Origin of the sequence: Hominilimicola sp., from assembly GCF_046972485.1 — a bacterium.
GTDB classification, from domain to species: Bacteria; Bacillota; Clostridia; order UBA1381; family UBA1381; genus Hominilimicola; species Hominilimicola fabiformis.
Map to the genome: position 1 here is coordinate 1 of NZ_JBKVWU010000018.1, position 17,787 is coordinate 17,787.

General features: G+C 39.6%; 18 protein-coding genes and 2 tRNA genes. 2 read left to right on the forward strand and 18 right to left on the reverse strand.

Translation table 11 applies throughout. From position 1 onward, the window contains the following. Positions 1 to 390 (reverse strand): pseudouridine synthase (locus ACLTU0_RS03685; protein ID WP_412321435.1); only part of this gene is annotated, 390 nt, incomplete at its 3' end. Positions 391 to 405: 15 nt separating this feature from the next. Further along, positions 406 to 1,527: a D-alanyl-D-alanine carboxypeptidase family protein gene (locus tag ACLTU0_RS03690; protein WP_412321436.1), complete on the reverse strand. Its 1,122-nt coding sequence runs from the start codon at positions 1,525 to 1,527 to the stop codon at positions 406 to 408. A gap of 76 nt (positions 1,528 to 1,603) precedes the next feature. On the opposite strand from ACLTU0_RS03690, the gene ACLTU0_RS03695 reads away from it, so the two are divergent. After that, positions 1,604 to 1,687 (forward strand) — tRNA-Leu (locus tag ACLTU0_RS03695). Between the two features lie 126 nt (positions 1,688 to 1,813). After that, positions 1,814 to 1,887 (forward strand) — tRNA-Gln (locus ACLTU0_RS03700). Positions 1,888 to 1,925: 38 nt separating this feature from the next. Here ACLTU0_RS03700 and ACLTU0_RS03705 read toward each other — a convergent pair. The 16 genes from ACLTU0_RS03705 to nifS form a co-directional block, all read right to left on the reverse strand. Then, the gene (locus tag ACLTU0_RS03705; protein ID WP_412321437.1) at positions 1,926 to 2,261 is read right to left on the reverse strand and encodes an HIRAN domain-containing protein; all 336 of its coding nucleotides are present in this window, start codon (positions 2,259 to 2,261) and stop codon (positions 1,926 to 1,928) included. 33 nt (positions 2,262 to 2,294) lie between these two features. Then, the gene (locus ACLTU0_RS03710; protein WP_412321438.1) at positions 2,295 to 2,480 is read right to left on the reverse strand and encodes a hypothetical protein; all 186 of its coding nucleotides are present in this window, start codon (positions 2,478 to 2,480) and stop codon (positions 2,295 to 2,297) included. A 104-nt stretch (positions 2,481 to 2,584) separates the two neighbouring features. Beyond that, the gene (ftsY, locus tag ACLTU0_RS03715) at positions 2,585 to 3,496 is read right to left on the reverse strand and encodes a signal recognition particle-docking protein FtsY (RefSeq protein ID WP_117965819.1); all 912 of its coding nucleotides are present in this window, start codon (positions 3,494 to 3,496) and stop codon (positions 2,585 to 2,587) included. A gap of 9 nt (positions 3,497 to 3,505) precedes the next feature. Beyond that, a complete protein-coding gene (gene smc, locus ACLTU0_RS03720; protein ID WP_412321439.1) occupies positions 3,506 to 7,078 on the reverse strand; it encodes a chromosome segregation protein SMC in 3,573 nt (1,190 codons plus the stop codon). Further along, the gene (locus ACLTU0_RS03725) at positions 7,063 to 8,067 is read right to left on the reverse strand and encodes an elongator complex protein 3 (protein WP_412321440.1); all 1,005 of its coding nucleotides are present in this window, start codon (positions 8,065 to 8,067) and stop codon (positions 7,063 to 7,065) included. Before ACLTU0_RS03725 ends, smc begins: the two co-directional genes overlap by 16 nt. Before the next feature lie 2 nt (positions 8,068 to 8,069). Further along, a complete protein-coding gene (gene rnc, locus ACLTU0_RS03730) occupies positions 8,070 to 8,747 on the reverse strand; it encodes a ribonuclease III (RefSeq protein ID WP_412321441.1) in 678 nt (225 codons plus the stop codon). 123 nt (positions 8,748 to 8,870) lie between these two features. After that, a complete protein-coding gene (fabF, locus tag ACLTU0_RS03735; protein WP_412321442.1) occupies positions 8,871 to 10,109 on the reverse strand; it encodes a beta-ketoacyl-ACP synthase II in 1,239 nt (412 codons plus the stop codon). 111 nt (positions 10,110 to 10,220) lie between these two features. Then, entirely contained in the window at positions 10,221 to 10,448 is a 228-nt protein-coding gene (gene acpP, locus ACLTU0_RS03740; RefSeq protein WP_022229298.1) for an acyl carrier protein, read from the reverse strand. Positions 10,449 to 10,513: 65 nt separating this feature from the next. After that, on the reverse strand, positions 10,514 to 11,254 hold the full coding sequence (gene fabG / locus ACLTU0_RS03745; protein ID WP_022229299.1) for a 3-oxoacyl-[acyl-carrier-protein] reductase: 741 nt from the start codon (positions 11,252 to 11,254) through the stop codon (positions 10,514 to 10,516). An 18-nt stretch (positions 11,255 to 11,272) separates the two neighbouring features. Then, positions 11,273 to 12,208: an ACP S-malonyltransferase gene (gene fabD, locus ACLTU0_RS03750; protein ID WP_337600014.1), complete on the reverse strand. Its 936-nt coding sequence runs from the start codon at positions 12,206 to 12,208 to the stop codon at positions 11,273 to 11,275. A gap of 41 nt (positions 12,209 to 12,249) precedes the next feature. Then, the gene (gene fabK / locus ACLTU0_RS03755) at positions 12,250 to 13,191 is read right to left on the reverse strand and encodes an enoyl-[acyl-carrier-protein] reductase FabK (RefSeq protein WP_147514104.1); all 942 of its coding nucleotides are present in this window, start codon (positions 13,189 to 13,191) and stop codon (positions 12,250 to 12,252) included. Between the two features lie 34 nt (positions 13,192 to 13,225). Beyond that, entirely contained in the window at positions 13,226 to 14,203 is a 978-nt protein-coding gene (locus ACLTU0_RS03760) for a beta-ketoacyl-ACP synthase III (RefSeq protein ID WP_117965833.1), read from the reverse strand. Next, positions 14,196 to 15,203 carry a phosphate acyltransferase PlsX gene (plsX, locus tag ACLTU0_RS03765; RefSeq protein ID WP_022229303.1) on the reverse strand — a complete coding sequence of 336 codons (1,008 nt, stop codon included), beginning with the start codon at positions 15,201 to 15,203 and terminating at the stop codon, positions 14,196 to 14,198. Before plsX ends, ACLTU0_RS03760 begins: the two co-directional genes overlap by 8 nt. An 11-nt stretch (positions 15,204 to 15,214) precedes the next feature. Further along, complete coding sequence (locus ACLTU0_RS03770; protein ID WP_022229304.1) at positions 15,215 to 15,760, reverse strand: DeoR family transcriptional regulator; 546 nt, start codon at positions 15,758 to 15,760, stop codon at positions 15,215 to 15,217. A 343-nt stretch (positions 15,761 to 16,103) separates the two neighbouring features. After that, on the reverse strand, positions 16,104 to 16,535 hold the full coding sequence (nifU, locus tag ACLTU0_RS03775; protein ID WP_117965835.1) for a Fe-S cluster assembly scaffold protein NifU: 432 nt from the start codon (positions 16,533 to 16,535) through the stop codon (positions 16,104 to 16,106). Then, a complete protein-coding gene (gene nifS, locus ACLTU0_RS03780; protein WP_412321443.1) occupies positions 16,535 to 17,722 on the reverse strand; it encodes a cysteine desulfurase NifS in 1,188 nt (395 codons plus the stop codon). The genes nifU and nifS overlap by 1 nt, the downstream gene beginning before the upstream one ends. Positions 17,723 to 17,787 lie beyond the last annotated feature (65 nt).

Below are 17,787 nucleotides of genomic sequence, written 5' to 3' on the forward strand. Positions count from 1 at the left end.
GTGCGTGACTTTGTATGTGAAGTCACCGTCATTTGTAAGCAAAAGCAATCCCTCGGTTTCATAGTCAAGTCGTCCGACAGGAAAAATTCTTACGTCACCCAAATCTTCTTTTATAAGGTCAACAACAGTCGGTCGGTCAAATTGGTCTTTTGCGGTTGAAACATATCCGACAGGCTTATTAAGCATTATATAATACTTCTTGTTTTTAAGCTTTATCGGCTTATCGTCAACGGATACATTGTCTGCACCGATTTCGATTTTTACGCCTTGTTCCGTTATTTTCTTGCCGTTTACCTTAACTCTGCCCTCTTGTATCATAGTTTCTGCGGCACGTCTTGACGCAACACCGCTCATTGCTATATATTTTTGTAATCTTACTATCTCTCCCATTTTTTCTCCTTTCATTTATACCAACAATATTTTCGCAACTCTTATAAAACTGCTGAAAAAACTGTTTTTCAATCTTATATTGCTTACTCCGTAAATATCGTTTTCCGAAATAATATCAACTTCACCGATGCTCACTCCGTCACACACAATTTCAAGCCACCCCACTTTTTCGCCTTGATTTATAGGTGCTTGTAAGTCATTTGATATATGCGATATAACTTCTACCTGCGTTTTCTGATGTTCTTTAAACGGTATTGTAAAGTCACTCGCCGCAACCATTGAATAATCTTTTCCGTCAATATTCGTAACCTTTACTGTATCGCCCTGCTCTATAAGTTTTTTCGGATAATGTTCCGAAAATGCGTAATCAAGCATTTTCGCGTGGTCATTCCAATCGTTCGGATCATTCAAAGTCACCGCTATAAACTCCATTCCGTCCCTCTGTGCAGACGATACAAGACATCTGCCCGTTGACTTTGTAAAGCCTGTTTTTATGCCGTTTGCTCCCTCATACAGACTTAGCATTTTATTGTGGTTTGAAAAATAAAGTATTTCATCTGAATTTAATGCCTGTACTTGCGCAGTCTGCGTTGCGACTATTTCCCGAAACTGCGGCAGCGTCATTGCATATCTTGCAATAAGTGCAAGATTGTAAACCGTTGTGTAATGTTCCGGATTGTCAAGTCCGCTCGGATTCATAAAATGCGTATTGCCGAGTCCGAGTTCTTCCGCTTTTTCATTCATCAGCTCCGCAAATGATTCCTCACTTCCCGCCACATGTTCGGCTATCGCTACCGCCGCGTCATTTCCGGAATTAAGCATTAAACCGTAAAGCAAATCTTTCATATAATATTGATTTCCCTCAGATATGTATGCCGCCGAACCCTCTTGATTTGCCGCCGTCGCACTCACATCAACAATTTCGTCCATATTACAACGTTCAATAGCAACAATGGCTGTCATTATTTTAGTTGTGCTTGCCATTGCGTGTTTTTGGTTCATATTTTTTGAAAATACAACATCACCCGTCAACGCATTTATAACGCACGCACACTCGGCAGATTCCACCATTGCAAAAGCACTTAACTGTGAAAAAGTAATTATAGTCATAATAACAAGTGCCAAAATTTTTTTCATTAAAAAACATCTCCACAAAAAATATTTATTTTAATTGACAAAACTCTTTTTTATTGGTATAATAAATCACGTTAATGCGAGGGTGGCGGAATAGGCAGACGCGCACGTTTGAGGGGCGTGTGGTTTAACCGTGCCGGTTCAAGTCCGGTCCCTCGCACCATTTTTTTTGATTAATAATATATATTCTATCATATAAAATTATATTTATCAACAGCAAAAAAACTTTTTAAAAAAACTGTTGACAAAAGTTAGATTATATGGTATTATATCATTTGTCAGTTATCGTTGCGGATTTGTGTAAAGGTAGCACTAACGACTCTGACTCGTTCTGTCCGGGTTCGAATCCTGGATCCGCAGCCACAAAAAAAGTTATCCTTTATGGATAACTTTTTTTATTTTTATTCAAATACACATTCGCCCATATTCTCTGACGGACAGCCCTCTATTACTTCCGCAACAGCGCTTGAATGTGTTATTAAAATAATTTTCGCACACGCACATTCGCCTATTTTATCATATAAACGTCCCGCACTGTATGTACCCGAATAGACCGTATATGTACTGTTTGCGACGTAACCGACTGTACCGATATACGGCAGTTGCGCTCTTATCGCCTCGTCATCGTATTTGTTATCATATTCCTTTTTCAATTTTATTACCGCTCCGACTTTGAACGGCTTCGTTCCGTAATAATGAGCAAGTCCCGCTATTGTGACTAAAACCGAATTTTTCATTTCTTTCATCTCCTTTCAACTTTTTATACTTTTCTATTCAATATCTATAACCCGGTCTGTATTTACCATAGAATTACATCTGTTGCAATAAAATTCATAACTTGTACTTATATCTTTCGCATCAGTAACATAATAGCCTTTTTTACACTTTGCACAAATAACTTTTTCTCCATTTCTTAACCGTTCTGCAATAGTCAATTTTCTATTTTGTTCTTTCATTTCTCCCATCTCCTTTTCTACTTAAATTATACATTCACCTATGTCCAAAAAACTGTACAAAAAAACTCTGACCGCCATTTTTTGACTGTCAGAGTTTATATTATTTATTCTTCAAATATAGCCTTTGCAAAATCATCGCTGTTAAATTCCTGTAAGTCGTCGATACCTTCACCGACGCCTACAAATTTAACTGGAACATTCTGTTCCTTTGCTATTGATATTACAATACCGCCTTTTGCCGTACCGTCAAGCTTTGTAAGGATAATTCCCGTAATATCCGCCGCCTCGGAGAATAATTTTGCCTGACTTACCGCATTTTGACCTGTTGTCGCGTCAAGGACAAGCAATGTTTCTCTTGCCGAATCAGGCAGTTCACGTTCAATTACACGGTTAATCTTCGCAAGCTCCGCCATAAGATTTTTCTTATTATGAAGTCTGCCGGCTGTATCACATATAAGAATATCAGCACCACGCGCCTTTGCCGCCGTACAAGCGTCAAACACAACTGCCGCCGGATCACTGTTTTCTTGGTGCTTGATTATATCGCAACCGCTTCTCTGTGCCCATATGTCAAGCTGGTCTATCGCTGCCGCTCTGAATGTGTCAGCCGCCGCAAGAAGTACCTTTTTACCCATCGACTTATAATGTGATGCGATTTTTCCGATACTCGTTGTTTTTCCGACACCGTTTACGCCAATCACCAAAATAACAGACGGTGTTGTTGACGTATTCACCGTTGTATCAAGCGCACTGAGTATTTCGCTTATTATGCTCTTTAATTCCTCTTTTACAAGGTTTCCGTCTGTGATATGCTTGTGTTTAACATTATCACGAAGTTTTTCAATAATGTATGTTGAAGTTTCTACACCTATATCTGCCATAATAAGTGCCTCTTCAAGATTTTCAAAAAGTTCGTCGTCAACTTTTACGAACACACTGAATACATTATTAACTTGTTTTGCGATTGATTCACGGGTTTTTGTCAAACCGTTTTTTAACTTATCAAAGAATCCCATATACTACTCCTAACTGACCATATCGTCTGCGACATCATCTATATGAAGTGACAACAACTTAGAAACGCCTTTTTCCTGCATTGTTACGCCGTATAAAATATTTGCCGCCTCCATTGTACCACGTCTGTGAGTGATAACAATGAATTGTGTCTGTTCAATATAATTTTTTAAATATGTTGCAAATCTCGAAACGTTTACATCGTCAAGTGCCGCATCAATCTCGTCCAAAATACAGAACGGAGCCGGTTTTACTCGAAGTATTGCAAACAGAAGTGCAATAGCAATAAACGACTTTTCACCGCCCGAATACAGATTGATATTCTGCGAACCTTTACCCGGAAGCTGTGCGATAATTTCAATACCGCTTTCAAGAACATTGCTCGGATCAGATAAAGTCAATTCACCTTTGCCGCCGCCGAAAAGTTCACTGAATACCAGACTGAAACTCTCATTGATTTCCTGAAACTGCTTCCCGAAATGCTCTTTCATCAATTCTTCCATTGACTCTATTATTCCGTTAAGTTCGTTTTTCGACTTTTCAAGATCGCTCTTTTGCTCTGTCAAGAACACAAACCTCTCCTCTACCGCTTTATATTCTTCGATAGAATCGACGTTTACACTGCCAAGTGATTTTATCTGCGACTTCAATTGCGACAATCTTGCAAACGATTCTTTCTCGTTTTCCACTTCTGTCTTAATTTCACACGCACTGTTATAAGTCAGTTCGTAGTCCTCCCACAATCTGCCTATAATATTTTCAATATCGTTATTGAGTTTTTCACGTCTGTTTTCAAGTCTTGAAAGTTCCTGTTGCAAGTTCAGCAATTTATCAGTTAAATCCTTATTTGAATTTTGGATATTTTGAAGTGACGTTGAAATATCGCTTTTCTTCTTCTGAATACTCTCGATATAATCATTTATATCCGCCGTACTCTTTGCGATTTCTTCCGTCAGCTTGTTTTTGTCCTCAATCTGCTGTTTTAAACTTTCGTTTTCGGCACATATTCTTGTTTTATCTTGCTCTTTTTGTGCTATATCTTTTACGGAATTTGCAATATCATTCTTCTTTGTTTCAATATCTTTTTCGATAACTTTAATGTCCCTTTGCATATCTGCAAGTTTCATCGTGTTATCCATCAAGCTTTGTGACTTCTCGTCTTTTTCCTCTGAAATTCGATTAAATTCTTCATTCAGTTTTTCCGCTTTGCTCTGTAAGTCATTACTTTCTTTTTCAAGATTTCTGACATTCTGCAAAAGCTCGGCAATATCATCCGAAGATTCCGACAGCTGCTTTTCAATCTGTCCAAGCTCTGCTTTATAGTTTTTCTCCGTATTACTTCCCGATTCAATCTTTTCTTCAAGATGTTTTTGCGTATTTTCCAGACGAAGTATCTCGTCCTCATACTCTCTCACAAGCGGAACATATGACGACAACTGATTATTTATAGTTCTCATATCATTTTCAATCTGCTGTTTTTTGTCGCCAACCTCTTTTATTTTAACTGACAAATCGTTTAATTCCGATGTAAGTGTTTTTATTTCAGTAGCTCTCGACAAAAATCCGCTTTGCTTATTTACGCTGCCGCCGGACATCGAACCGCCTGCGTTCAATATTTCGCCCTCAAGTGTTACAACTCTGAATTTATACCCGAAATGTCGGCTCATAGCAATGGCATTATCCACATTATCAACCACAACGACTCTGCCGAGCAAACTTTTTATAATACCGTCGTACTTACTGTTATACTTTATAAGTTTGCTTCCAAGTCCGATAAAGCCTTTTTGCTTGCTTATTTCACCAACATTATCAAGTTCTCTGCCTTTTACAGCCGACACCGGCAAAAATGTTGCACGACCTGCATTATTTCTGCGAAGATAATTAATCGCCGTCTTTGCGTCCTCTTCGCTCTCTACTATGATATTCTGCAACGCTCCGCCGAGTGCGATTTCAATAGCCGTAACGTATTCCTTTTTTACGTCCACAAGTCCCGATACAGTACCGTAAATTCTGATTTTTTTCAGTTCTTCGGCTTTAAGCACAGCCTTTACGCTCTTTGAATATCCCGCATAATCGTTTTCCATACCCTCAAGAATTTTCTTCTTTGAAGATTTTGAATTATACTCGACATTCATATTGTTAAGACTTGATGTAAGTTTATCGTTTTCGGATTTTAACTTATTTATGTTTTCGTTATGGCGGTTTATGGTTTCTTTCATCTTACCGCACTTTTCAGACTTTTCCGATATTTCCTTTTTGCAGTTTTCTATCTCCTGTTTTGTGTTTGAAACACCCTCGTTAAAGGTCTTTATTTCGGTTTCAACCACTTCTCGTCGTTCTATAAAACTGCTCCTCAAATTTTCAACACCGTTTATTTGTGCACGCTTTGTCGCAATCAAATTCTGCTTTTCGATAATATCGCCCTGCAGACTGTCGATTTCTTTTGAAAGAGTATCTTTCTGCTTTGCAATTTCGTCCTGTTCCTCTTTCATAGAATCGAACGCAGTAAGCATTTCTTCGGCATCTTTATTCTTTTCTTCAATCTCTGCCTTTTGCTTTTCTATACTGTTCTCGCGTTCAATATTTTTATCTTTTATGCTTTGAATTTCGTTATCAATTCTTTTAAGCATAAGTTCATTATTCTTTATGTTGTTTTCAAATAAAGAAATATGATTTTTGGTTTCCATATTCTTTGACTCAGCCTCACGAAGAAGTTTGTTCTGTTCCGCTATTTCGGTATCGGCTTGTTCACTTTCATTATAAAGCGATGTGATTTTTTGTTCTGTTTCCGATTCCGTTGCTCTGAGCTCGGCAAGCTCTTCTTCAACACTGTTATAAAGCCTGTCTGCCTCTTTGGCGGCAAGTCGGTTTTTGTCTATCGTTATAATGCTTAAATTTACGTCAAGTCCTTTATATTCTTCATAGTATGTCAAATACTTTCTCGCTTTTTCCGACTGACGTTTAAGAGGTCCTCGCTGACCTTCAAGTTCAGTCGTTATATCGGAAATTCTTACAAGGTTTTCTTCAACACCCTTTAGCTTTCGTTCCGCCTCTTCACGTCTGTACTTGTATTTTGATATACCTGCCGCCTCCTCAAACAGACTTCTTCTGTCCTCGGCTTTGGTTGACAATATCTGCGACACATTACCCTGTCCGATAATAGAATAACCGTCACGTCCAAGACCCGTATCCATAAACAGCTCATGTATATCTTTCAAACGACAGTTTGAGCGATTAATCTGATACACACTTTCACCGCTTCTGAACAGTCGTCTTGTTACAACAACTTCATCATAATTTATATCAAACAAATGACTACTGTTATCAAGTACAAGACTCACTTCCGCAAAATTGACAGGCTTTCTCGTTTCTGTACCTGCAAAAATGACATCTTGCATATTAGAACCTCTGAGAGATTTTGCACTCATTTCACCGATAACCCAACGAATAGCGTCGGAAATATTACTTTTTCCGCTGCCGTTCGGACCTACGACCGCCGTTGAGCCTTCGACAAATTCAAGAATTGTTTTATCGGCAAACGATTTAAAACCTTGCAGTTCAAGTCTTTTTAATAGCAAGTACATCTCACCTCTCTTTTTCCCAAATTTTCATCTGTACATATCTTTACATCAATATTTTTCTCTTGTTTTAATTTAATTATATTGCAACGCTTATTACCGACTGCTTTTGAAACTTCTCTCGGATTTACATAAACATCTGCTCTTTTACAGCCGTCTTTCAATTTACTGCATATAATGTCATAATAAATACTGCTTTCGACAAGTTCACGAAATGAGCTGTGTACAGGTCCTGCAACAACAGAACCGTTCTCGCTTATTTCATCGGTCGACTGTAAACCGACTCTTATAACAGTTATATTATTCTTTTCAAATTTCAATAAAAGCTGTTTTGCAAGATTAACCGCCTCATAAACCGACTGCGGTTTATATTTACCCGTAAGATACATTTTTTCAAGGAATGTGTCCTTTATGGTAAGCGTCGGATATATGCGTACAATATCAGGTTTCAGCTTTATTATTTCATCTGCCGTATAAAGCGATTTTTCATCGGTATCACCTGGCAAACCTGTCATCATCTGAAGTCCGAGTGTAAACGGATATTCCTTTATCAGCTTTACCGCATTAATAACATCTTCTCTTGTGTGTCCCCTGTTTGACGATTTCAAAACACTGTCGTCCATAGACTGTACACCGAGTTCAATCGTTGTAACTCCGTATTTAAGCAGATTATCAAGTATTTCTTTATCTATATAATCAGGTCTGGTTGAAAGACGTATTCCGTCAATATCTCCTTTTTTAAGATATTCATTCGCGGCGGCTAAAAGTTCGCTTTGTTCGTTAATCGGTATACCGGTAAAACTGCCGCCAAAAAACGCCGCCTCGATACGTCTGTTTTTACTCGGCAATGTTTTAAGATATTCGCCTATAATATTATGAACATCATCAGCCGTGACTTCTTTTTGTGTCCCCGTTATACGTTTTTGATTGCAAAAAACACAATCAAACGGACAACCTCTGTGCGGTACAAATATCGGTATATTATACGTTTTCATAGTCACTGTACTTTTCCCATTGATTTAAGCAAAGTATGTGCCGCATTTTGTTCAGCCTCTTTTTTGCTGTGACCTGTTCCTTTATTTTTAGGAACATCATCGACAAGCACTTCAACTTCAAACACTTTGTTGTGATCCAAACCGGATTCGCCGATTGTTCTGTATGTGACTTTGCCCTGTGTACCTTTTTGAAGTGCCTCTTGCAGCATTGTTTTATAGTCGGCATATCCGTGACCTGTCACAACTTCGTTAATCGAATCACGCATAAGGTCGATTACCCATTTTCTTGCCGTTTCCATACCGCCGTCAAGATAAATTGCCGCCAAAACTGCCTCAAATGCGTCTGAAATGATAGACGCTCTCTGACGTCCGCCTGTCATTTCTTCACCCTTACCAAGCAATATAAATTTGCTAAGCGAAATTTTCTTAGATATTTCGTTAAGCGACTGTTCGCAGACAAGCGTTGCACGATATTTTGAAAGCCAGCCCTCGTCAACATTCGGCAAACGTCTGAATATATAGTCACTGATTATAACACTCAAAACAGAATCGCCCAAAAATTCAAGACGTTCGTTATTTTCTTTTTTACACTCATTCGCATATGAGCTGTGTGTAAGTGCCGTTTCTAAAAGATTGACATTTTTAAATGTGTAACCGATTTTCTCTTGTACGTTTTTCATAACAGCTTTCCTTTCTCTGTACATACACTGCTCTAAAGAGTGAACCGTTCACCGCTTAGAGCAATCCACATAACAGTAGAGGGTGCCTTAAAAAGACATCCTCTATTGTTTAAGTTTATTTAATTAATCTTCGTACTTTTTCATTACGATAGTTGCGTTATGACCGCCAAATCCAAGTGAATTTGACATTGCAACTTTAACTTCCTGTTCTCTGCCCTTATTCGGAACTATATCCAAATCACAAGCAGGGTCAGGTGTATTGTAATTGATTGTTGCAGGAATGTAACCGTCCTTGATAGCCAATGCACAAACGATTGCCTCGACACCGCCTGCCGCACCCAAAAGGTGACCTGTCATTGACTTTGTTGAGCTTACTGCAACGTTCTTAGCCGCATCGCCAAGAGCCTCTTTTATAGCTTGTGTTTCAAACTCGTCATTGTACTTTGTTGATGTACCGTGAGCATTGATGTATGTTACATCTTCAGGCTTTAAACCTGCGTCTTCGATTGCAAGTGACATAGCCTTTGCACCGCCGACACCGCCCGGAATAGGGCTTGTGATGTGGTAAGCATCATCAGTTGCACCGTAGCCGACAAGTTCACAATAAATGTGAGCTCCTCTCTTCTTTGCGTGTTCAAGTTCTTCTATAACTATAAAGCCTGCACCTTCACTTAGAACAAATCCGTCACGTTCTGCGTCAAACGGTCTTGACGCTGTTTTAGGATCGTCATTTCTTGTTGACATAGCTTTCATATTACAGAAGCCTGCAAATGCAAGCGGACTTACAGCCGCCTCTGCACCGCCTGTGATGATAACATCGTTAGCACCGTGCTGAATGTGTCTTAAAGCATCACCGATAGCGTTTGTACCCGAAGCACAAGCTGTAACGATATTTTCATTTACACCTCTTGCTCCGTACTTAATAGCAATCTGTGCAGCGCCCATATTACCTATCATCATAGGAATAAAGAACGGACTTACACGTCCCGGACCTCTGTCAAGAAGTGACTTATGCTGTTCCTCAAGAGTATGGATACCGCCGATACCCGAACCTGTTATAACTCCGACTTTCCAAGGGTCTTCGTCTTCCATATTAAGACCCGAATCCTTAACAGCCTCATCAGCCGCTACCATTGCAAGCTGAGTATATCTGTCCATTTTACGAGCGTCTTTCTTCTCGATAAAATCAGTCGGCTCAAAATTCTTAATTTCACCGGCAATCTGTGTCTTAAAATCAGTTGCGTCAAAAAGTGTTACTTTATCAATACCGCATTTACCTGCTTTGATACCGTTCCAAAATTCTTCAACGTTATTTCCTATAGGGGTTACAGCACCTAAGCCTGTTACAACAACTCTTCTCATTTAGTTACCTCCTATTGTTTATCCTTATCTATATAATAAAATTAATTTCTTTTTTCAAAAAAATTTCATGCCTTGCACCAAGAGTATTGATACAAGGCACGACTTCGTATCTTACGCATGACTCTTAATATATTCAACTGCGTCGCCTACTGTGCTGATCTTTTCAGCATCTTCATCAGGGATTTCGATATCAAATTCTGTTTCAAGACCCATGATAAGTTCAACAACGTCCAATGAGTCTGCACCCAAATCGTCAACGAATGATGCTTCCAAAGTTACTTCATCTGCATCAACACTTAGTTGGTCAACGATAACGTTCTTTACTCTTTCAAATTCCATTATTCACTTGCACCCCCTTTCAGTAATGTCTATATAAATTCTAAACGAATTATATACATATTATATTACATAACAAGTCCGCCGTCAACATTTATTACTTGACCTGTAACGTATTTTGACATATCAGATGCCAAAAATGCAACAACATCTGCAATATTTTCAGTTTCTCCGAATTTTCCAAGCGGAATTGAGTCAAGATATTTCTTCTTTACATCATCAGACAATACATCTGTCATAGCAGAACGGATAAAGCCCGGTGCTACTGCGTTACATCTGATACCTCTTGATGCAAATTCCTTTGCTGTTGTCTTTGTAAGACCGATAAGACCTGCTTTTGAGGCAACATAGTTTGCCTGACCCGGATTACCCATAACACCTACGATTGACGCCATATTGATTATAGCACCGCTTCTTTGTTTCATCATAGGTCTTGCAACTGCTTTGATACAATTAAATGCACCCTTTAGATTTATATCCATAACAAGATCCCAATCGTCCTCTGACATTCTAATCATAAGACCGTCTCTTGTAATGCCTGCGTTATTAACAAATATGTCAATATGACCGAATTTATCCATAGTTTCCGATACAAGTTTCTGAACATCTTCGGTATTTCTTACATCGCCTTTAACAACTATACATTCTACACCAAGCTTTTTAACTTCTTCACAAGTTTCGTCTGCATAATCCGATGAAGGAATATCGTTTATAACGATATTTGCACCGTGTGACGCAAGTTTTAGGGCGATTGATTTACCTATACCTCTGCCCGAGCCTGTAATTACCGCTGTTTTACCTTTTAACATTTCTTTATCTCCTCTCTGTTATGCGTTAAGACCTTCAAGAGTCTTTTCAAGTGAAGCCATATCCTCTACGTTAAACACCTTTACATCTCTTGAAACTTTCTTTATAAATCCGCTAAGTGCCTTACCCGGTCCGACTTCAACGAATGTATCAACTCCGTCTGCTATCATTCTTCTGATAGTTTCTTCCCATTTAACAGATGAAGATACTTGCTTGATTAAAAGCGGTTTAATATCTTCCTTTGAAGAAACGTAATCAGCAGTTACGTTTGTGATTACAGGAATTTGCATATCCTTAACTTCTACATTTTCAAGTTCTTTTGCAAGTTTTTCGCCTGCGCCTATAAGCATAGCACAATGGAACGGAGCTGAAACAGGAAGCTTTAAAGCACGTTTTGCGCCCTTTTCCTTTGCCAATTCACAACACTTATCCACTGCCTCAACTTCACCCGATACAACGATTTGACCAGGACAGTTAAAGTTTGCAGGTGAACAAATACCGACTTTTGACGCCTCTTCGCAGCAAGCGATAACGTCCTCTGCGGAAAGTGCGATAATAGCCGCCATAGCGCCTTTTCCTACAGGCACTTCCTCCTGCATATACTTACCGCGTTTTTTTACAAGTCTTACACCGTCGGCAAATTCCATTGAACCCGACGCAATATGTGCAGTATATTCACCAAGGCTAAGTCCGGCAACAACGTCAGGCTTAATACCTTTTTCTTGCAATACTCTAAGTGCCGCAACGCTCATTGTAACGATTGTCGGCTGCGTGTTCTCTGTAATCATAAGAGTTTCACTGTCGCCGTTCCAAATCATATCCTTTATATCAAAGCCAAGTGCCTCACTTGCCTCGTCAAATGTCTTATCGGCAATCGGGAAGTTTTCGGCAAGTTCCTTACCCATTCCGACAGCTTGTGCGCCTTGTCCTGCAAATACAAATGCTAATTTACCCATTATATTTATTTTCCTTTCTTAATTTATCTAATAAGAAATTCTTATTTAAGTTTAGAAGTAATTGTTTCAATAACTGCCTCTGTACCGTCAAAATAACTCTTGATTATGTCTGCACAAGGTTGAATTTCGTGTACCATAGCGGCTGATTGACCTGCCATAAGTGAACCGGTTTGTGTGTCACCTTCTTCAAATGCACGTCTTAGACCGCCAACGCCAAGTGCTTCTATTTCTTCAAATGACGCACCTTGCTTTTCAAGTTTGTCATATTCACGAGTAAGTTTGTTTTTAAGCGCTCTTACAGGCGCACCTGTTGATCTGCCCGTAACAACCGCATCTCTGTCTTTTGCCTTTATAACGGCTTGCTTATAGTTATCGTGTGCGATACACTCTGTTGAGCAGATAAATCTTGTACCAACTTGAATACCGTCTGCGCCAAGTGCAAATGCCGCAACAGCACCTCTGCTGTCAGCTATACCGCCTGCCGCTACAACCGGAATACTTACCGCGTCAACAACTTGCGGTACAAGTACCATTGTTGTAAGTTCACCGATATGTCCGCCTGCCTCTGTACCCTCTGCGATAATTGCGTCTGCACCGTCTTTTTCCATCTTCTTTGCCATTGCAACACTTGCAACAACCGGCATAATCTTAATTCCTGCCTCTTTAAGTGACGCTATGTATTTACCCGGATTACCGGCACCTGTTGCAACTACTGCCGGCTTTTCTTCTATAATAACCTGCATAACTTCTTCAACGAACGGTGACATCATCATTACGTTTACGCCAAAAGGCTTATCTGTCAGTGACTTTGCCTTTTGAATTTGCGCTCTTACAACGTCTGCCGGTGCATTTCCTGCCGCGATAAGTCCGATACCGCCGCCGTTTGAAACAGCTGCCGCAAGTTCGGCTGTAGCTACCCACGCCATACCGCCTTGAATAATAGGATATTCAATACCAAGCAATTCACATAATCTTGTTTTCATTTCTCTTCTCCCTTTCTTATTTAACGTATTTGTTTTACCACTCAATAAGTGCCGCACCCCATGTAAGTCCGCCGCCGAAGCCTACAAGTACAACCTTGTCGCCCTTTTTAATTCTGCCTTGCTGAACTGCCTCTGTAAGTGCAACAGGGATACAAGACGCTGATGTGTTACCATACTTTTCAAGGTTCAAAAATACCTTTTCATCAGTGATACCCATTCTCTTTACGGCACTTTCAACAATTCTGTAGTTAGCCTGGTGAGGTACAACAAGTGCAATATCGTCCCAAGTCAATCCTGCACTGTTTACAACTCTTGCGCTTGCGTCTGCCATTGCTTTGACGGCAAACTTCATAACAGCTTGTCCTGCCATCCAAATAGTATCTTTTCTGTGGCTTATTCTCTTTTCTGTTTCTTCATCATCATTTCTGTATGCAAGACTTGTTATAGCGTGACCGCTTGAGCCGTCTGCACCGATGTCTGTTGCGATAATACCCTGTTCTTCACTTGCAGACACAACTGCCGCACCTGCCGCGTCACCGAACAATACGCAAGTTGCTCTGTCCTTATAATCTGTAGCCTTGCTTAATGTGTCGGCACATACTACAACGATATGCTTGTATGTTCCTGCTTTTATAAACTGTTCTGCGATAGTAAGACCTGTAACAAATCCCGAACAAGCCGCATTATAGTCAAATGCCGCCGCATTTACCGCACCAAGATTGCTTTGTACAACACAAGCACAAGCCGGTGTGAAGTAATCAGGTGTAACTGTTGCAAGCATTATAAGGTCAATATCCTCAGGTGTAAGTCCTGCATTTTCAATAGCACGCTTAGCGGCGATTGTTGCCATATCCGTTGTATATTCGTTGTCGGCTGAAATATGTCTTTCCTTTATGCCTGTACGTCTTGTTATCCATTCGTCGTTTGTATCAACAATGCTTTCCATATACGCATTGTCATATACCTTTTCCGGAACATATCCGCCTACACCTGTTATCTTTGCATTAATCATTACTCTTTTCCTCCATACAGTTTATATTATTAACTATTTCTTCTATTAAGTTTGTTTCAACAAATTTCTTTGCCTGTCTGATTGCAGAAAATACCGCTTTACCGTCTGACGAGCCGTGTCCTTTTATAACGGGTCTTTTTGTACCCAAAAGCGGTGCACCGCCGTATTCACGGTAATCCATAGACTGTTTAAACTCATTCAAGCCGCCCATTACAAATATTGCACCGAGCTTTGTAAACAAGTTTTTCATAAATATATTTTTAACTTTCGTACTTACGACGTGTCCCATACCCTCAACGGTTTTAAGTATTACATTTCCGACAAAACCGTCACAGGTAATTACGTCAGCCGTACCTTCCATAACATCTCTGCCCTCGATATTGCCGATAAAGTTTATAGGTGCTTTTTTCAAAAGCGGGAATGTTTCCTTCGTAAGTTCATCGCCCTTGCCTTCTTCTTCACCGTTTGACATAAGTCCGACAGTCGGACTTTCAATTCCGAGTACATTCTTCATATATATACTGCCCATAATACCGAACTGAACAAGATTTTCAGGTTTGCAGTTTGTATTTGCACCAGCGTCTATAAGCATTTTCGGTCCTTTTGCACTCGGCAGAAGCGTTGCAAGTGCAGGTCTTAAAATCCCCTTTATTCTTCCGACAATAAGCAATCCCGACGCTAAGAGCGCACCTGTATTACCCATCGAAAGCATTGCATCACCCTCGCCTTTTTTCAGCATATTTGCCGCAACGACCACCGATGCATTTTTCTTGCTTCTTACCGCCTTTGCCGGTTCTTCGTGGTTTGTTATCACTTCATCAGCATTCGCTATACTGATTTTATCATTTGGGTAGTCATATGCCGAAAGTTCCTTTTCGACAACCTCTTTTTTGCCGACAAGAACTATTTCCACATCAAGTTCCTTTACCGCTCTTACAGCCGCCTCGACAGGCGCCATAGGAGCATTGTCACCACCCATTGCATCTACTATAATCTTCATCTTTCCTCCGACTATTTCACATCAGTCATAACAAGGCTGAATTTTCCTCTGAATACTTCGTTCATATTTGCCTTTATGACAACACGAACGATATATCCTCCGTCTTTTACTCTCATAACGTCCGACTTGGCAATCAGTCTTTCCCCTGCGTGTGCCTCGTGCATATATTTCACATTTGCGATTTTTACCAACGCCGCCTTCGCGTCAATAACGCTTAGCGCCAAATTTTCCGCAAAAGCATATATACACTGTCCTTTTATTATGTCAGTACCGTCAAAGGTCATCGTATCATCGGTTTTAAGCACCGATATTCCGTCATGATACAAGTTAAGGTCAAGCACTTCGCCAACCGCCGTATCTGCCACCAAACCTTCTTCCGCCACCGACTTTATTCTCTCACGATATTCTGCTATACCAAGTTCCGCTCTGTCAAAACGAATAGTGGACACGCTCACGTTACAAGCCTGTGCAAGTTCTTCGTCTTTCAAAAACGGATTTTGTTTTATTTTTCTGAGCAAATACTCATGACGTTTCTTTTTCAATATTGTTCTTGTCACTTTCAAGCGTTCCTTTCTATGTTTTTCGACATTTTATTAATTATTGTTAGTAGTAGGTACTAAATCAATAACCTCAATGATTATATACGATCGTTAATAACTTTGCAATATTTTCTTGCAAATAAACTTAAACATTGTACAATATGTTTAAATATATTGTTCTAATATGTTCATAATTACCCAATAGATACAAAATATTGTGCTGTGCAGTCTGTTTAACACCTGCTACTAACACCATATTGTATCTGTAAATCATCATTTTTTTATGATTATAAACGCAAAAACAGACAAAACAATAATGTTTTGTCTGTTTTTATATTGTATTTTATAGGATTATATAGAGTTATTTGTCTGAATTGTCACATTTCTTGTAACAGAAGTCACAATTATTTTCAAGCGGTGCTTCACCCTTTTTGCTTCTGTAATCGTTGATTGCCGACTGAATAGCCTCTTCAGCAAGAACAGAGCAGTGAATTTTTTCTTTCGGAAGTCCGTCAAGTGCCTCCATAACCGCTTTATTTGTAAGAGCAAGTGCCTCGTCAACAGTCTTACCCTTAACCATTTCAGTTGCCATTGAACTTGTTGCAATAGCCGCACCGCAACCGAATGTCTTGAACTTAACGTCTTTTATAACATCGTCTTGAATATCCATATATATCTTCATAATATCGCCGCACTTTGCATTGCCGACTTCACCGACTGCATTTGCGTTGTCTATCTGACCTACATTTCTTGGATTTGAGAAATGGTCCATAACTTTTTCACTGTACATAATTAATTATCTCCTTTCTCTACACCCTCATATAAAGGTGACATATCTCTTAATCTTTGTATAATCGGAGGAAGTACCTCTACTACGTAGTCAACATCCTCCTCTGTTGTTTCATCGCCTACACTGAGTCTTAGCGAACCGTGAGCAATTTCGTGAGGTAAACCGATTGCAATAAGAACGTGTGACGGATCAAGCGAGCCTGACGCACAAGCACTTCCGCTTGACGCCGCAACACCTTTCATATCAAGCATCATCAATATTGATTCTCCCTCAACATATTGGAATGAGAAGTTTACGTTATTGCAAAGTCTGCCCTCGTCCTCAGGGCCGTTAAGACGGCAATAAGGAATATTCTTTCTGATACCCTCAATCAATCTGTTACGCATTTTCTTTGCGTGTGCAATATTTTCATCAAGGTTTTCCGTTGCAAGCTCAAGTGCCTTTGCAAGGCCTGCTATACCTGCAAGATTTTCCGTTGCGGCTCTCTTTCCTCTTTCCTGTCCTCCGCCGTGAATAAGGTTGTCTATTCTTATACCGTTTCTGATGTACAACATTCCGACACCCTTAGGACCATGGAACTTATGTGCAGAAATTGAAAGCAAGTCAACGCCTAAATCCTGCAAATCTATCTTCATATGTCCGATAGCCTGTACTGCGTCCGTATGGAAAATAACTCTGTGTTTCTTTGCAATTTCCGCAATTTCCTTAATTGGCTCAACTGTTCCGATTTCATTGTTAGCCGTCATTATTGAAATAAGTATTGTATTGTCCTTTATAGCGTCCTCAACAGCTTTCGGACTTACAAAACCGTATTCATCAACATCAAGATAAGTAACTTCAAAGCCATGCTTTTCAAGATATTCGCAAGTGCTTAAAATTGCGTGATGTTCGATTTTGCTTGTTATAATGTGATTGCCCTTCGACTTGTTTGCAAGTGCAATACCTTTTATCGCCCAGTTGTCAGCCTCACAACCGGAACCCGTAAAATAAATTTCGTTTACGTTTTTTGCATTAAGACTTTTTGCAACGCTCTCTCTAAGCTTATAAAGTGCCTGTTCGGCATCTCTGCCTATTTTATAGAATTTCGATGACGCATTGCCGTATATATCTGTATAATATGGCATCATTGCATTAAGAACTTCTTTTTTAAGGCTTGTAGTAGCATTGTTGTCCATGTATACTGAATTCATTAAAATCATCTCCTGTATTAAAGTTGAACATTTGAATAACTGTTCAAACATATTTTACTTTATAT

Bases quoted from the DNA above. Each gene is read 5' to 3' on its own strand.
- ACLTU0_RS03690 (WP_412321436.1), bottom strand. From the start codon at position 1,527: ATGAAAAAAATTTTGGCACTTGTTATTATGACTATAATTACTTTTTCA.
- ACLTU0_RS03705 (WP_412321437.1), bottom strand. From the start codon at position 2,261: ATGAAAAATTCGGTTTTAGTCACAATAGCGGGACTTGCTCATTATTAC.
- ACLTU0_RS03710 (WP_412321438.1), bottom strand. From the start codon at position 2,480: ATGAAAGAACAAAATAGAAAATTGACTATTGCAGAACGGTTAAGAAAT.
- ftsY (WP_117965819.1), bottom strand. From the start codon at position 3,496: ATGGGATTCTTTGATAAGTTAAAAAACGGTTTGACAAAAACCCGTGAA.
- smc (WP_412321439.1), bottom strand. From the start codon at position 7,078: ATGTACTTGCTATTAAAAAGACTTGAACTGCAAGGTTTTAAATCGTTT.
- ACLTU0_RS03725 (WP_412321440.1), bottom strand. From the start codon at position 8,067: ATGAAAACGTATAATATACCGATATTTGTACCGCACAGAGGTTGTCCG.
- rnc (WP_412321441.1), bottom strand. From the start codon at position 8,747: ATGAAAAACGTACAAGAGAAAATCGGTTACACATTTAAAAATGTCAAT.
- fabF (WP_412321442.1), bottom strand. From the start codon at position 10,109: ATGAGAAGAGTTGTTGTAACAGGCTTAGGTGCTGTAACCCCTATAGGA.
- acpP (WP_022229298.1), bottom strand. From the start codon at position 10,448: ATGGAATTTGAAAGAGTAAAGAACGTTATCGTTGACCAACTAAGTGTT.
- fabG (WP_022229299.1), bottom strand. From the start codon at position 11,254: ATGTTAAAAGGTAAAACAGCGGTAATTACAGGCTCGGGCAGAGGTATA.
- fabD (WP_337600014.1), bottom strand. From the start codon at position 12,208: ATGGGTAAATTAGCATTTGTATTTGCAGGACAAGGCGCACAAGCTGTC.
- fabK (WP_147514104.1), bottom strand. From the start codon at position 13,191: ATGAAAACAAGATTATGTGAATTGCTTGGTATTGAATATCCTATTATT.
- ACLTU0_RS03760 (WP_117965833.1), bottom strand. From the start codon at position 14,203: ATGATTAATGCAAAGATAACAGGTGTAGGCGGATATGTTCCGGAAAAG.
- plsX (WP_022229303.1), bottom strand. From the start codon at position 15,203: ATGAAGATTATAGTAGATGCAATGGGTGGTGACAATGCTCCTATGGCG.
- nifS (WP_412321443.1), bottom strand. From the start codon at position 17,722: ATGAATTCAGTATACATGGACAACAATGCTACTACAAGCCTTAAAAAA.